General features: G+C 62.8%; 13 protein-coding genes. All 13 read right to left on the minus strand.

All coding sequences use genetic code 11. The features are described from left to right. Positions 1-68 precede the first annotated feature (68 nt). The 13 genes from H4V99_RS09740 to H4V99_RS09800 all read right to left on the minus strand — a co-directional run bounded on the left by H4V99_RS09740 (position 69) and on the right by H4V99_RS09800 (position 15,043). Entirely contained in the window at positions 69-1,034 is a 966-nt protein-coding gene (locus H4V99_RS09740) for an FtsQ-type POTRA domain-containing protein (RefSeq protein WP_280677783.1), read from the minus strand. 13 nt (positions 1,035-1,047) lie between these two features. After that, complete coding sequence (murC, locus tag H4V99_RS09745; protein WP_280677785.1) at positions 1,048-2,445, minus strand: UDP-N-acetylmuramate--L-alanine ligase; 1,398 nt, start codon at positions 2,443-2,445, stop codon at positions 1,048-1,050. A gap of 121 nt (positions 2,446-2,566) precedes the next feature. After that, on the minus strand, positions 2,567-3,634 hold the full coding sequence (locus H4V99_RS09750; RefSeq protein WP_280677787.1) for a UDP-N-acetylglucosamine--N-acetylmuramyl-(pentapeptide) pyrophosphoryl-undecaprenol N-acetylglucosamine transferase: 1,068 nt from the start codon (positions 3,632-3,634) through the stop codon (positions 2,567-2,569). Beyond that, positions 3,631-4,875, minus strand: coding sequence for a putative lipid II flippase FtsW (gene ftsW, locus H4V99_RS09755; RefSeq protein WP_280677789.1), 1,245 nt, complete (start codon positions 4,873-4,875; stop codon positions 3,631-3,633). Before ftsW ends, H4V99_RS09750 begins: the two co-directional genes overlap by 4 nt. A 2-nt stretch (positions 4,876-4,877) precedes the next feature. Further along, a complete protein-coding gene (murD, locus tag H4V99_RS09760; protein ID WP_280677791.1) occupies positions 4,878-6,383 on the minus strand; it encodes a UDP-N-acetylmuramoyl-L-alanine--D-glutamate ligase in 1,506 nt (501 codons plus the stop codon). Then, complete coding sequence (mraY, locus tag H4V99_RS09765) at positions 6,380-7,486, minus strand: phospho-N-acetylmuramoyl-pentapeptide-transferase (RefSeq protein ID WP_280677793.1); 1,107 nt, start codon at positions 7,484-7,486, stop codon at positions 6,380-6,382. The genes murD and mraY overlap by 4 nt, the downstream gene beginning before the upstream one ends. Beyond that, a complete protein-coding gene (gene murF, locus H4V99_RS09770; protein ID WP_280677796.1) occupies positions 7,483-8,895 on the minus strand; it encodes a UDP-N-acetylmuramoyl-tripeptide--D-alanyl-D-alanine ligase in 1,413 nt (470 codons plus the stop codon). Before murF ends, mraY begins: the two co-directional genes overlap by 4 nt. Then, entirely contained in the window at positions 8,896-10,440 is a 1,545-nt protein-coding gene (locus H4V99_RS09775; RefSeq protein WP_280677798.1) for a UDP-N-acetylmuramoyl-L-alanyl-D-glutamate--2,6-diaminopimelate ligase, read from the minus strand. Between the two features lie 13 nt (positions 10,441-10,453). Next, entirely contained in the window at positions 10,454-12,262 is a 1,809-nt protein-coding gene (locus H4V99_RS09780; protein ID WP_280677800.1) for a penicillin-binding protein 2, read from the minus strand. Between the two features lie 25 nt (positions 12,263-12,287). Beyond that, positions 12,288-12,878: a hypothetical protein gene (locus H4V99_RS09785; RefSeq protein ID WP_280677802.1), complete on the minus strand. Its 591-nt coding sequence runs from the start codon at positions 12,876-12,878 to the stop codon at positions 12,288-12,290. Then, on the minus strand, positions 12,878-13,828 hold the full coding sequence (gene rsmH / locus H4V99_RS09790) for a 16S rRNA (cytosine(1402)-N(4))-methyltransferase RsmH (RefSeq protein WP_280677805.1): 951 nt from the start codon (positions 13,826-13,828) through the stop codon (positions 12,878-12,880). The genes H4V99_RS09785 and rsmH overlap by 1 nt, the downstream gene beginning before the upstream one ends. 97 nt (positions 13,829-13,925) lie before the next feature. After that, the gene (gene mraZ, locus H4V99_RS09795; RefSeq protein ID WP_280677807.1) at positions 13,926-14,357 is read right to left on the minus strand and encodes a division/cell wall cluster transcriptional repressor MraZ; all 432 of its coding nucleotides are present in this window, start codon (positions 14,355-14,357) and stop codon (positions 13,926-13,928) included. A gap of 299 nt (positions 14,358-14,656) precedes the next feature. Next, positions 14,657-15,043: a DUF3040 domain-containing protein gene (locus tag H4V99_RS09800; RefSeq protein ID WP_280677809.1), complete on the minus strand. Its 387-nt coding sequence runs from the start codon at positions 15,041-15,043 to the stop codon at positions 14,657-14,659. Between the last annotated feature and the right edge of the window lie 67 nt (positions 15,044-15,110).

Below are 15,110 nucleotides of genomic sequence, written 5' to 3' on the forward strand. Positions count from 1 at the left end.
TTAGTGACGGGGCGCTGCTTGGGGAGGCGCGCCCGCGTGTCGCGAAGCGTGTCGGGAATTCCGTCGCTTCATCGAATCACGGCGCTGTTGGGTGATGAGACGTCGTACTCGTTCACGCTTCCGACGGGATGACCCACCATGAGTGCTCCCAGGACAACAGCCTTGAGCTCAGATTGCTCCGCGCTCCCCCACGCCACCCGTGCTCCCCCCGTGAGCGTGAGCGTGACATCGTCGGTCGTCACGGCGGCAACGGAGTCCAGTTCGCCCCGGATGCTGTCCGGCAGGGCATGGATCACCTCGCCGGCGGCCAGAAATCCCGCACTCCCCACACCGTCCGGTGCGTCGATTTGTGGGAATCCCGCCGGACGCTCCGCCGACGATTCGATGCGCACGCCGGCGGCATCCACCAGATCGAAACCACTGCTACTCGGGATGACCCCGATCGGTTCCCGTTCCACAATGCGCACCACGAGGGTCCCCGGCGGGCGACTCTCGGTGACGTAACTCTCGATCAACGTGAACGTGGCAAGTTCTGACTTCACCCTCGTGAAGTCGATGAGCGGCAGTGGTGTTCCCAGCTGCTCCCCCAGCGCGTCGACAACCCGATCGGCCGCAACCCGGTTCGCTCCCACCACGTCAATCGTTCGAAGGGCCATGAGCGGAGAGTACGCGGCGGCAATCACACCGCCAAGCAGCAGCACAATCGAACCGAGCGCCACGAGCCACGCCGTGCGCCGCCGCCGAGACCGCCAGGTGAAGCGGCGCACCTCGGCGCGCTCGAAGCGCTTTCTGGCGCGACGAGCACCTCGAAGGACGGCCCCTGCCACGGCCACCCCCGATTTTTCCACCGAGGAGCCGGTGAGTGAGCGGATGCGTGACACGGGAGCGAGCGCATCCGCCGGTACCGTGATGGGTTCCGTCCGCGCATCCTGAGGCGCGGAGGTGCCAACTGTGCGGCCGGCGGGACCGGTCGCTTTCTTCGAGGACGGCGTGGACGGCGTGGACGGTCGATCAAAGCCGCCGGGTCGTTTCATACCGGGCCAGGGGTCATGGGCGGGTCACCTGAAGGGAAGCGAGGAGCTGGGGAACAATGCGATACACGTCCCCGCAGCCCAGGGTGACCACAAAGTCGCCGTCCCGGGCGATGCCGGCCACGTAGTCAGCGGCTTCCTGCCAGTCCGGCACGTACGCCACATGGGACGGGTCCACGAAACGGTCGGCCACGATGGCACCCGTCACGCCGGGTTCGGGATCTTCGCGGGCACCGTAGACGCCCAGAACAATGGTCTGATCCGCGTTGTTCTCGAGAGCGTCCGCGAATTCCTGAGCGAAGATACGAGTGCGGCTATACAGGTGCGGCTGATGCACCGCGATGATGCGTCCGGATCCCACCACCGTGCGAGCCGCAGACAGCGCGGCGGCAACCTCGGTGGGATGGTGCGCGTAATCGTCATACACGCTGACGCCGCCAACCGTGCCGTGCAGTTCGAATCGGCGCTGCGTTCCCCCAAAGTCGGAAATGGCGGCCAGCGAGGCGGCCGGATCCAAACCGAGACCCACGAGAACAGCAAACGCTCCGGCCGCGTTGATTGCGTTGTGCTTGCCGGGGATACGCAGGGTGGCGTCGTAGTCGGCACCCTTCCAACTGACGCTGAAGCGTACCGGACCGTCGGTCACGATGGAGTGCACCCGCACGTCGGCCTCGGGTGCCTCACCAAAAGTGATCACGCGCTCGGCCGTCAGGCTGGCAGTGACCCGCACGGCGCCCGCATCGTCGGACGAGATCACAACGAGTTCGCTCGCGGTGTGGGCGAACGTCACGAACGCGGCCTCGAAGGCCTCGAGCGAGCCGTAATGGTCAAGATGATCGGGGTCCACGTTGGTGATCAGGGCAATGTTGGTGTTGTAGAGCAGGAACGACCCATCGGATTCATCCGCCTCGACGACAAAGAGGTCTTCGGTGCCACCAGCCGAGCTGACACCGAGAGATTCAATGACTCCGCCGTTGACGAAGCTGGGGTCGTGCCCCAAACCGAGTAGTCCGGTAACGATCATGCCGGTGGACGTTGTCTTGCCGTGCGCGCCTGCTACCGCGACAAGACGCTGATGCTGAATAAGCCAGGCCAGCGCCTGAGCGCGGTGCAGGACGGGAATACCCCGTTCGTTTGCGAGCACGTACTCCGGGTTGTCCTGCCACAGCGCGCCGGTCACCACGAGCGTGTCGGCATCCCCCACGTTGGCCGCGTCGTGTCCAATCATGATGTGGGCGCCCAGCTCACGGAGAGCGGTGATGTTATCGGACTCGCGCACGTCAGAGCCCGTGACCGTGTACCCCTTGCCCAGGAACAGCCGCGCGATTCCGCTCATTCCGGAACCGCCGATGCCCACAAAATGCACGGCGCCGAGGTCGTCTCCGATGGTCAGGGTGAGGTCGGGCTTGATCACGGGTGGGTACGCTCTTTTCGAGTTGGTGGATCTGTCATTTTGATCTGCGGCTGACAGCGCGTGCTCAACGTTACGCGCTGATCGGGCGGGAGATGCCGCGCAGCGCCCGGCCGTGCACTTCTCAGAGGGCCGCGGCAATGAGTTTGAGCATGCGCGCGGACCCATCACGTATTCCCACGGATGCCGCGGCAGCGCCCATAGCGTTCACCCGCGCCGTGTCGGCCAGCAGCGGCACTAACCGGGTACGCACCCAGTCCGGGAGAAAATCGGCGTCATCGACGAGCACCCCGCCCCCGGCCGCCACCGCGTCGGCCGCGTTGAAGCGTTGCTCGCCGTTGCCCACCGGGTAGGGCACGTAAACGGCAGGAATGCCGAGGGCGCAGAGCTCACTGAGGGTCGCCGCCCCGGCCCGGGTCACGGCGAAATCCGCGATCGCCAAAGCGAGGTCCATGCGGTCGCAGTAGTCGATCAGTCGATAATGCTCCAGCTGTGGGTCGGTCACCTCACCGCGTTCGCCCTGAATGTGCAGCACCTGCCAACCGGCTGCGATCAGTACGGGTGCGCTCTCGGCAATCGTGTTGTTGAGACGGCGGGCTCCAAGAGATCCCCCGGTCACCACCAGAGTCTTGCGGGCGTGGTCCAGGCCGAAGTAATCTTCTGCGGTCGGTTTCACGGCGGCCCGGTCAAGCCGTTCAATTTCGGGTCGCAGCGGCATACCCACAAACTGGGCGTGCCGAATGGGCGTACCCGCGAAGGCAACGCCCACCTGCTTCGTGAACCGAGCACCGAGTTTGTTGGCCAGCCCCGGTTTGGCGTTGGCCTCATGAATGACGATCGGCACACGCATCCGCCGGGCAGCCAGGTAGGCCGGGGTCGAGACAAAACCTCCGAAGCCCACCACGACGTCGACACCTCGGGAACGGATCAGATCCGCAACACCCGAAACGGCACGGTGGAATCGGCCCGGAAAGCTCAGAGCCTGCCGGTTGGGACGGCGCGGAAAAGGCACACGAGGCACCAGGGCCAGTTCGTATCCGCGCGCCGGGACGAGTCTGGCTTCCAGCCCCTCACTCGTTCCGAGCGCAATGATGACGGCATCAGGGTCCTGGGAACGCAGGGAATCCGCAATGGCGAGCAGCGGATTAACGTGGCCGGCGGTTCCTCCGCCGGCCAGAAGATAGGTGGTCACGGTGCGGTACTCCCTGAGTGCTGACCCCGCGCGAAGGACAGAACGACGCCGATCGCTACGAGGGTGGTGAGGAGGGCGGTGCCTCCAGCCGAGATGAGTGGTAGCGGGACTCCAAGCACGGGGAAGACCCCGAGCACGACGCCAATGTTCACGAACGCCTGGCCGATCACCCATACCAAAACGGATGCCGTGGTGATGCGCGACATGACGCTGGTACTGGAGCGCATGATTCGGAGAAAGGCAAACGCCAAGAGGATGAACATGCACAGTACAACGACGGCTCCGATGAGTCCGAGTTCTTCGCCCACAATGGCGAAGATGTAGTCGTTGTCTGCTGCGGGCAGCCAGGACCATTTGGCCTTGGAATTTCCGAGCCCCACGCCGAGGATTCCGCCGTTGGCGAGAGCCCATGTTCCGTGCAGCGGCTGCCAGCAGCTGGCAGAGATGGGTCCGCTCAGCTGATCACACCCCTCGTTCACGAAGCTCATGATGCGTGTCAGACGGTTGCTGCTCGTGAGCGCGAGAACCACGGCTCCGGCAGCGCCAACCACCAACGGAATCGCCAGCAGTCGCAGTCTGACGCCGGCGAAGAAGAGAGCGCCGAACAAGATCGCGGCCATGATCATGACGGTACCGAGGTCACCGCCGATCATGACGAGCAGCACAGCGCCGCCACCCACGCCGAAGACCGGGATGAACACGTGCCGCCAGTCGTCGAGATGATCCTTCTTCTGCTCGAGAATCATGCCGAGCCAGACGACCAGGGCCATCTTGATGCCCTCGGACGGCTGGAATTGAACTCCACCGATCGACAACCAGTTGGTGTTGCCGGCGATCGTGTAGCCGAGGGGCGTGAACACCACGAGACCCTGCAGGAATGATGCTCCCAGAAGCGCGGGCCAGGCCACACGTTTCCAGAACCTGATCGGCAGACGGCTCGCCACGAGCATGAGTGGCACGCCGATGAGGGCGAACCCGCCCTGGCGAATGAGTCCACCAAAGAAACCGGCGTCGGCCAGATACGAATCAACGGAGGACGAGGACAGTACCATGACCAGACCGAAGGCCACCAGAAACATGGTGGTACCCAGCAGAAGGAAATAGTTTGCTGATTCAGCCCTGAAGACCCGGCCCAGACTGATGCGGGCCGACGCACCCATGGCGTGGATGCTGTGGGGTTCAGCCGAAGGTGGCGTTGCCTCCGCGGGACGCGGCGCTCGCGTGCGTGGGATGGCAGCCATGCTCACCTCTCAAGAAATTGCTGTACGGCCTGGTTGAATTGGGCGCCGCGCTCGGCGTAGCTGTCGAATTGATCCATGGATGCGGCTGCCGGAGCGAGCAGAACCACGTCACCGTGCTGGGCAACGGTCGCAGCGAGCCGGACCGCACTCGGCATGACCTGTTCAGTGTCGTCTGTGTCCACCTCGAAAACGGGGACCAGCGGCGCGTGTCGCGCAAAAGCCTCGCGCACCGCTCGACGATCAATTCCAAGAATCACGGCTCCCCGCAGACGGGGGGCGTGCTTCTGCACGAGCTCGTCAACGGTCACGCCTTTGAGCAGACCGCCGACGAGCCAGACGACGGAGTCAAACGAGGCGAGGGACGCGTCGGCCGCATGCGGGTTTGTGGCCTTGGAATCGTCGACCCAGGAGATCCCGTCGCGAACGGCCACCACCTCGATGCGGTGGGCATCCAGTCGGAACGAAGCCAGGGCAGCTCGCACCGTTTCGGGTTCGACCCCGAACGAGCGCGCCAGGGCACTCGCGGCCAGTACATCGGCAACCACGTGCGGCGCGCCGAGCCCAGCATCGGCCAGTTCGGTGATGGTCGTCAACTCGAGCGCCCGTTCGAAGCGATCGTCGAGGAACGCCCGATCGCAGAGGATTCCCTCCACGATGCCGAGCTCGCTGGGACCGGGCACGCCGAGACCGAAGCCGATGGCGCGTGCGCCCTCCTGAACGTCGGCGTTCTCCACCATGCGGAGGGTTGCGGCATCCGCTTTGTTATACACGCAGGCGACACCGGTGTTGAAATACACGGTTGCCTTGGCTTCACGGTAGGCCTCGGCCGAGCCGTGCCAGTCCAGGTGGTCGTCAGCGATGTTGAGACAGAGACTGGACCAGGGTGCCAGGGCGCCGGGACCGGTACGTGGCAGGTGGTGAAGCTGGTAGCTCGAGAGCTCAACGACGAGCACGTCCCACCCCTGCGGGTCCCGAATGGCATCGAGCACGGGCACACCGATGTTGCCACACGGAGCCACTCGGTGTCCCGCAGCAGCAAGCATTGTGGCGGTGAGTTGCACGGTCGTGGTCTTGCCGTTCGTGCCGGTTACGAGCAACCACTCGGCGGGAGTGCCCACCTTGTCGCGCAAACGCCACGCAAGCTCAATATCGCCCCACACGGCAATCCCCTGAGCCCGGGCCCAGGTGAGCAGCAGGTGGTCCGGGTGAAATCCCGGTGAGACGATCATCAGATCTGGCTGGTGTGCCTGAAGCTCAGGGGGAACGATGCTGAGATCGGATTGCACGAGGGTAGCGCCGATCACGTTGAGAAGCTGGGCGCGCTCATTCGCGGCGCCGGACGCCACAACGAGTACATCTGCTCCCAGTTCGATAAGGGTGTCTGCCGCGGCAAATCCGGTCACGCCCAGTCCGAGCACGGCCACACGCAGATGGGACCAGTCGGCGTGCCAGCTGGTTAGGCCATCGAGCCGACTCACGGGGGTGCCGGGAAGGTCGGTGTCACTCATCGTGTGGGAACCGCCGACAGCCACTCAAGGTAGAACGTGCCAACGCCGGCGGCCACCAGCAGGCCACCGATGATCCAGAATCGCACAACGACGGTGACTTCGGCCCAGCCCTTGAGCTCGAAGTGGTGGTGAATGGGGCTCATCAGGAAGATGCGCTTACCGTGCGTGACTTTGAAGTACGCCCGCTGCACGATGACGGAACCGGACTCGATCACAAAGAGCCCACCGATCAGAATCAGAAGCAGTTCCGTTCGGCTGAGGATCGCCAGCGCCGCCAGGGCACCACCAATTGCGAGCGAGCCGGTATCACCCAGGAAGATCTTGGCGGGTGAGGTATTCCACCAAAGGAAACCGATCAATCCACCCGCGATGGCGGCCGACACGACGGCGAGGTCGAGCGGGTCACGAATCTCATAGCACCGATAGAGGTCGGAGAAGTCTGCGCCACCGCTGAAGCACGACTGGTTGAACTGCCAGAACCCGATCACGATGAACGACCCGATTGCGAGGATAGATGATCCGGTCGCCAGGCCGTCCAGGCCGTCCGTAACGTTGACGCTGTTGGAGGTTGCCGCGACAATGAGGCAGATCCAGACGATGAAGAGGATGAGGCCGAGAACCGCGCCAAGCTCCATGAAGTCCAGCGGAGTATCGCGCACGAAGGAGATGTGCGTCGACGCGGGAGTCAGTCCGTTCTGGTTCGGGAACTGCAGTGACAACCACGCAAAAACACCGGCAACCAGCACCTGGCCGGCAATCTTCGACCACCCGCCCAGTCCGAGGCTGCGCTGATTTCGGGTCTTCAGAAAATCGTCGACGAAGCCGACGAGACCGAGGCCCACCATCATGAACAGCACCAGAAGCGGAGACGCCGTGATCGGTTCACCCTGGCTGAGCTTGGCGGTGAAGAAGCTGATGACCACGCCAAGAATCAGGATGATGCCACCCATGGTGGCCGTTCCCCGCTTGGCGTGGTGGCTCTTCGGTCCATCGTCACGGATGAACTGTCCCCAGCCGAGCTTGTGGAACAGCCGGATGAACAGTGGTGTCAGAAACAGGGTGAAGGCGAGCGACAGCGCACCGGCCAGCAGTAGCGCTCTCACGAGAAAAGATCTCCCAATCGGTCACCCAGGAAACGCAGTCCCGCGGAATTTGATGACTTCACCAGTACGGTGTCGCCGGATTGCACCAGGGTGCGGAGCAGATCGAACGCTTCATCCGCTGTGTCAACGTAGGCGGACTCGCCGTCCCAGGAACCCTCATTGATGGTGCTGATGTGCATGCGCCTCGCGGCGCGACCCACAACGATGACCTGCGAAATATTGAGGCGAACAGCCAGCAGACCCACCCGGTCATGCTCCTCCCCGGCCAGGTCACCGAGTTCGGCCATCTCACCGAGGACCGCTATGGTGCGGCCACCCGGTTCGGCGATCTGGGCCAAGGTTTTCAGCGCTGCCGTCATGGAGTCGGGGCTTGCGTTGTACGCGTCATTGATGACGGTGACATTGTCGCGACCACCAAGCACCTCCATCCGCCATCTCTCGGCCCGCTGAACAGATTCGAGCCCGGCAACGATGGTGGCGAGGTCTACCCCGAGCACCTCGGCGGCGGAAGCAGCGGCAAGGGCGTTCATAACGTGGTGTTCGCCGAGTACGCGGAAGGTAACAGGGCTCGATTCACCCGATGTCAGGTGCAGCACAAACGTGGTGCCGGAGCGGGTGGCGCGCACGTTGCTGGCGCGAACCATCGCCTGACCGTACTCGCCGAAGTACACCACGCGGGCCCTGGTGCGCTCGCTCATCTGGGACACCCGCGGGTCGTCGGCGTTCAGCACGGTGACGTCCGTTGGCAACAGCTCGGTCACCATTTCGGACTTGGCGCGAACCGTGGCGTCCAGGTCACCGAATTCGCCCACGTGGGCAAGGCCGACGCAGAGCACGATGCCGATGTCGGGACGAACGAGCGCCACCAGACGGGCAATGGCGCCGACCGAGCTAGCACCCATCTCGACGACGAGAAAGCGCGTGTCGGTGGTGACCTCGAGCATGGTCATGGGCGCGCCCACCTGGTTGTTGAAGGATCCGCGCGGGGCGACGGTGGGACCGACACGACCCAGGATCTCGCGGAGCAGGTTCTTGGTCGTGGTCTTGCCGTTAGACCCGGTGACACCCACAACTTTCAGACGACCCTCGGCGCGAACACGCGCCACGACGGTCGATGCGAGGGCTCCCAGAGCCACGATCACGTCGGGAACAACGATTTGCGCCACGGGAAGGTCGAGCACGCGTTCAACCACAAGCAGCTCGGCACCCTGCTCTACTGCACTGGGAGCAAAGAGATGACCATCGGTCACGTCGCCGGGCTTGGCGACAAAAATCGACCCCGGCGTCACCTCACGAGAGTCCGTCTGCACGCTTCCCGACAGCATCCGCTCAGGGTCATCGTCGGTCGAGGCCAGGTGAAGCACACCGTCAACACTGTCCGCAATGTCACGGAGCGACAGGGCAATCATTTACAACCACCCCGCGTCGCGGAGGGCTTCTCGAGAATCGTCACGAGCTGAATAGGGAATTTTAACACCGGCAACCTCATGGTAGTTTTCGTGGCCCGGGCCAGCGTACAGGATTGCATCGCCCTCCCCGGCAAGGGACAGCGCCTTACGGAACGCCGCCTGAGGATTGGCAACCTCGTAAAACTCGCCGTCGGGCACAGCAGCTCGGGCGGCCGCCAAAAGAGTGGCACGGATGCGTGCCGGGTCTTCGTAGCGAGGGTGAAAGTCGGTCACGATGACGACGTCCGCGCCTCGAGCCGCGATGGCACCCATATCGTCGCGCTTTGTGGGATCCCGGTCGCCATCAGCACCAAACAGCATGATGAGGCGGCCCGGAGTGAACTTGCGGATGGCCGCGAGGGTGTTGAGGAAGGCGTCGGGGCTGTGACCGTAGTCAACATAAACGAGCGGCCCGGTGGGTCCGGAAATAAGCTCGGCGCGCCCCGGAATGTACGCAGTGATACCGCCGTCCCGTTCGAGCACGTGGGCGATGTGATCGAGATCAAAACCGGATTCCACGAGCATGACGATCGCCAGTGCGGCGTTAGCCGCCATGTACCAACCCATCAGGGGTACACGCGTCTGCAGTCGGCGTCCGGCCGGTCCTTCCAGAACAAATTCGGTGTACGACGCATTTTCACCAACGACACTCATGCGCCAGTCGGCGGGGATATCCGCATGGTTGCTGATGGTCGTAACCGGAATGCGACACTCGTCAACGATGCGCTGACCCCACTCCGAGTCCACGGTGACAACGGCGCGCCGGGCACGGTCCGGGGTGAAGAGTTCTTGCTTGGCCTGAAAGTAGTCCTCCATGGCCGTGTAGTCGTCGAGGTGGTCGTGGCTGAGATTGGTGAACCCCGCCACGTCAAAGACAATGCCATCCACGCGGTGACGACTCAACGCCTGGGCCGAGACCTCAATTCCAACGGCGCGAACGTCGGCTTCACGCATGCGAGCAAGAAGCGCGTGCAGCTCGCTGGCCTCGGGCGTTGTCAGCGAGCTTGTGACGGCCAGATCACCAATGCGGCGCTCAGCTGTGGAGGTGAGCCCGGAGGTGACACCCAACTGATTCAGAATGCCGAACAGGAGATAGACCACGCTGGTCTTGCCGTTGGTTCCCGTGACAGAGAACAGCGTGGCAGGATTTTCTTCGGTGCGATAGATCCACGCGGCGACGGTACCCAGGGCAGCGCGAGCGCTTTCTGTCACGATGATCGGCAGACCACTGTCGGCGGCTAACCGGGCCCCGGCTTCGTCCGTGAGGAGAGCCACGGCACCGGCTTCCCGTGCCGCGGATGCGTAGGACGCGCCGTGGCTGTGTTGCCCGGCAACCCCCACGTAGAGGTCGCCAGGTTGCACCGTGCGGGAGCTGAGGCTCACTCCGGTCACGAGGAGATGGGCGATATCGCCTTGGGCATCAAGATTAAATGCATCGACCAGGTCCGACAACGACCGCGGAACGGGATGCTGGGGACGGAGAGCCGAGGGTGCCAATTCGGTCACGAGGCTCACTTTCTTACCGGGAGGTGGGGAGGACAGGGGCTGGATCTCCCGAGGGCACCGCCCGATACTTTTTCAACACCTGGCTCATAACCTCTTGAAAGATCGGAGCGGGTGCGGCGGACGTGTTCAGTTTAACAGGGTCGGCCAGACTGACCGAAACGACATATCGCGGATCGTCGGCCGGAGCGAACCCCGAAACCGACACGAGGTAGCCCTTGGTATACCCGCCGTTGCCATCCGGCATCTGCGCGGTTCCCGTCTTCGAGGCCACGCGGTAGCCGGGGATATTCCACATGCTGTGCACCCAGCTGTTGTTGTACACCATCTCCAGCACATCCGAGGTTTCGTTGGCAGCAGTCTCCGACAGCACCCGCGTTCCCTCAGCGTTCGGCTGGCCCGTCATCGAACCGTCGGCGTGCCGGCAGCCCTCCACCAGCTGAACAGGCATCCGCACTCCGTCGTTGGCGATGGTCTGGTAAATGCTCGCGATCTGCAGCGCGGTTGTGGTGAGCCCCTGACCAAACATGGTGGCGTACTCGGTCTGCGCGTCCCACTCCTCATAGGGGTGCAAGATTCCGCCATCCTCGCGCGGAAACCCGGAGCCGGTGGACGTTCCCACGCCGAACTTCGTCATGTAGTCGTAGCGCTGCTGATCCGTCAGCATTTCACCAAACTTGGACATGCCGGTGTTGGAGGAGTCGATCAGCACGTCAGACATCGTCATCTGCTGGTCAGGGTGCTGGTGGCTGTCATTAATGTTCGCGCCGTTGGAGGGCAGGTACCGATACGGGGCGAGAACGTCGGTGTTGAGGTCGGCTACACCGGCGTCGAGAACGGATGCCGCGGTGAGGGCCTTGAAGGTTGACCCCGGTTCGAAGGAGGCCGTGAAAGCACGGGAACCGCGGTCATCGGGGTCGGCGGTGCCCCCCACATTGTTGGGATCAACGGACGGGTAATCGGCAACGGCCAGGAGCTTACCGGTCTTGGCGTCTTGCACCACAGCAGTCCCCCACGCTGCGCCGGTTTCCTGCGCGCGAGCAGCAAGAGTCTGCTGCACGAAGAACTGCAGGTCCGAGTCGATGGTGGTGACAACATCTCCGCCGTCTACCGACTGCGCGGTCGTCACGCTACTGCCCGGGATTCGAACCCCGTCGGCACCCTTCTGATAGGTCTCGGTACCGTTTTGACTCGCGAGGCAGGCATCCTGTCCACTCTCGAGCCCCGCCTGGGGCTCACCTTCCCCGGAGACGAACCCGACGAGGTTACCGGCCACGGCACCATTCGGGTAGACCCGACTGGGGTTGGTGCGCGGATAGAGCCAGGGGATGTCGAGTTCATTGATGGCACGCAGCGCGTCGACATCAACCTGCTTCACGATGTAGGCAAAGTCGGATTCGGAGTTGGCGGCGAGGGCATCGGAGATGATGAGCTGAATCGCGTCACCGCTCTGCCCGGTGATCGTGCCGAGTTCGGCGGCAGCCTGAGCGACGGTGACCGGGGTGCGTTCGTCGCTGCCCGGAACGGCCCGCGTGAACTCTCCGACATTTTTGGGCGACACCGTGATGTCGTAGCGCATCACGGATTCAGCGAGCACGACACCGCCCTCCGTCACAATCCCACCGCGGGTGCCGTAGACGACCTGGTCGACCGAACGGTTTCCCACCGAGTCTGCGGTGAGGGCCTCGGCTCGAACCACTTGAATATCGACAAGCTTCACGACGAAGACGCTCATGACGAGGAAAAGCACCACGACCGTGCCGGCGACTCGTCGCCGAGCTGACCGACTGGTGTGCGGCCTGGTCGGGACGGCTTTTTGTGACACGGTTTATCCTTCTTCGGCGTTGGCCCTAGCGGGTCGTGGGAGATGGCAAACCCGCAGGAACCACCGGTGCGCTTGACACGGCAACAGGAGGAGCCGATGCGGCACCACCAATCCCCGTTCCAGCCGCTCCTGCGATCGGCTTGTTGAGCACGATGTTATCGGCGAGCAGGGCGTTGGGAACGAGGCTCGCCGAACCCGACTGCGAACCCGATGCGGAACTGGGAGCCCCAAGAACAGCTCCATCGGACAGCTGCAGGTAGACGGGGTTGGAGTTGCTGACCATGCCGAGAGCTTCGGCATTGGCAGCGAGGCTCTGTGGCGATGAGACCCGAACGAGGTCTTCATTTACGCTGGCCTCGGTGCGCCCTAATTCCGCTTGACTGTTTTGCAGGGAGGAGATTTCGTAGGCCCCCTGAGAGATCCCGACGCTCAAAAGCAGCTGGGCCACAATAATGGCGCTGACACCGGCAATGGCCGTGAGGGCATAAAAGATGCGCGGGCGGGAACGACGACGTGCGCTCGGGGCCACGATGTGAAATCTGCGCTGCTCGCGCGCGAATTCCGAGGACTCGGCCGGGAAACCTGCCTCTGCTACTCGTGCAAGATTGTCGCTCATCAGGCCCTCCTCAATCGCTCAGCGGCACGAAGCCGCACGGGTGTTGCTCGCGGGTTTTCTGCTTTCTCATCGTCGGACACGAGTTCGGCACCGCGCACAAGCAGAGTGAAGACGGGCCGATGTTCCGGAAGCTCGACTGGAAGGCCAGCGGGCGCGGTAGATCCGGATGCGGCCGCGAGGGCACGCTTCACGATGCGGTCTTCCAACGACTGATAGGCCATGACCACAATTCGACCGCCAATGGCAATGGCGTCCATTGCTGCGGGAATCGCTCGTTCCAAAACGGACAGCTCCTGATTGACCTCGATGCGAAGGGCCTGAAAGACCCGTTTGGCTGGGTGTCCCATCCTCTGCACGACAACCGGTGTGGCGGCGGTGATCACATCGACCAGTTGGGCCGAGCGCACAAACGGAGTCGCGTCACGGGCGGCAACAATCGCCTTCGCATAGCGAGCAGCGAGCTTTTCCTCACCATAATCCTGGAAGATTCGCCGCAGGTCCGGCTCAGAGTAGGTCGCCAAGATCACCTCGGCGGTCAGCTCTGAGGTATTGTCCATGCGCATGTCGAGTGGCGCGTCCTTGGAGTACGAAAAACCACGCTCCACCCGGTCGATTTGCAACGACGAGACACCGAGGTCAAAGAGCACTCCCTGCACCTCGGTGATCTCGAGGTCAGCGAGAGCCTCGATGATTCCGTCATACACGGTGTGCACGAGGTGAACGCGGTCGCCAAAGGGAGCGAGCCGTTCCCGCGCAATGGCGAGAGCGTCGAGATCACGATCAAGTCCCACCAGGGTGAGATCGGGGAAACGCTGCAGGAACGCCTCGGCGTGTCCGGCCATTCCCAGGGTGGCGTCAACGAGTACGGCCCCGGGTGCGGTGAGCGCAGGAGCGAGCAGCTCGATACACCGTTCGAGAAGAACCGGGGTGTGGATGTCATTTAGGGCCATAATGCCGGGCTGGTCCCTGATGTCTGATTCCCCTCCATTGCGTCCTGGCACCGGGGAAGTGTGTCAGGGCGAACGGCTGGGAGTCAGGCGCCAGGGGCTAGAAGAGTCCCGGAATCACCTCCTCCGTCGTATTGGCGTATGAGGTTTCCTGCTCGGCCAGATAGCTGGCCCAGGCCTCGCTGTCCCAAATCTCTACTCGACTGCCGGCACCGATAACGGTGAGTTCACGGTCGAGCCCGGCATACGCGCGGAGATTGGCTGGAATGGTGACCCGATTCTGCTTATCGGGTGTTTCGGAGCTGGCTCCGGAAAGGAAGACGCGCAGGTAGTCGCGAGCCTGCTTGCTCGTAACCGGTGCCTGACGAATCTTGTCGTGTAGTTCTTCGAACTCCCGGGAGCTGAAGACGTAGATGCAGTGTTCCTGTCCGCGGGTCATCACAACCCCCGTAGAGAGCTCCTCGCGGAACTTCGCTGGAAGGATGATGCGCCCCTTCTCGTCCAACTTGGGGGCGTAGGTCCCAAGGAACATGCATCACCCCTTCTCTTCCGGCCGGATTCAGGTTTTGCTCCACTTTACTCCACTGTCCCCCACTTATTCGGTTTTATTCCCGAGTATTTGAGATTTTTCGATTTCTTGCGCCGTAATTACGCGGATAAAGGAGTGGAGGAGAATGGAGCTTAAAAGTACTTCTTGCCGCAATTTTGGGCACAAAAAAAGGACCGATCTGGTGATCGGTCCCTTTCAGGTTCATACTGGATTCACAACGGGCTCACTGTGGAGGGACCCTGACTCGACGCGTGGCGGCGAGGTGTGATTCGTCGGCGTTGCTACTGACCGTCCTGACGACGGTCCCAGCGCTCATTAAGTCGGTCCATAAATCCCTGGTCCGTGCGCCCGGGTGCAGGACGACGGCCGGGCTCGGGGGCTGGGGGCATGCCCGACATCCCCTTCATGGCTTTGCCGGGAGACAGTGCCAGCAGCACTCCGGTGAACATCACGACAAATCCCACGATGCCGATCCACAGCATTTGGAGAGCGACGCCAGCGATCAGGGCAACGATCCCCAAAACGGCTAGAAGCACACCAATTGCAATCGACCGGTAGTTGGGACGAAGGCGTGACACTCCTACACTTGCGACAAAATCTGCATCGTTGTGATAGAGGCTGCGCTCCATCTCTTCAAGGAGTCGCTGCTCTTGTTCAGAAAGCGGCATCTCATTCCCTCCAATTTCGGGATCGAGCGGGTTGAATCTCAATTCTAGCCCTGTCGGGATGACTAGG

It is taken from the genome of Cryobacterium sp. CG_9.6, from assembly GCF_029893365.1.
In the GTDB taxonomy this organism is placed as follows: Bacteria; Actinomycetota; Actinomycetes; order Actinomycetales; family Microbacteriaceae; genus Cryobacterium.

Excerpts from the sequence above, each read along its gene's own strand:
- H4V99_RS09800 (WP_280677809.1), bottom strand. The coding sequence starts at position 15,043 with ATGCCGCTTTCTGAACAAGAGCAGCGACTCCTTGAAGAGATGGAGCGC.
- mraZ (WP_280677807.1), bottom strand. The coding sequence starts at position 14,357 with ATGTTCCTTGGGACCTACGCCCCCAAGTTGGACGAGAAGGGGCGCATC.
- H4V99_RS09785 (WP_280677802.1), bottom strand. The coding sequence starts at position 12,878 with ATGAGCGACAATCTTGCACGAGTAGCAGAGGCAGGTTTCCCGGCCGAG.
- H4V99_RS09740 (WP_280677783.1), bottom strand. The coding sequence starts at position 1,034 with ATGAAACGACCCGGCGGCTTTGATCGACCGTCCACGCCGTCCACGCCG.
- ftsW (WP_280677789.1), bottom strand. The coding sequence starts at position 4,875 with ATGGCTGCCATCCCACGCACGCGAGCGCCGCGTCCCGCGGAGGCAACG.
- murD (WP_280677791.1), bottom strand. The coding sequence starts at position 6,383 with ATGAGTGACACCGACCTTCCCGGCACCCCCGTGAGTCGGCTCGATGGC.
- murF (WP_280677796.1), bottom strand. The coding sequence starts at position 8,895 with ATGATTGCCCTGTCGCTCCGTGACATTGCGGACAGTGTTGACGGTGTG.
- rsmH (WP_280677805.1), bottom strand. The coding sequence starts at position 13,828 with ATGGCCCTAAATGACATCCACACCCCGGTTCTTCTCGAACGGTGTATC.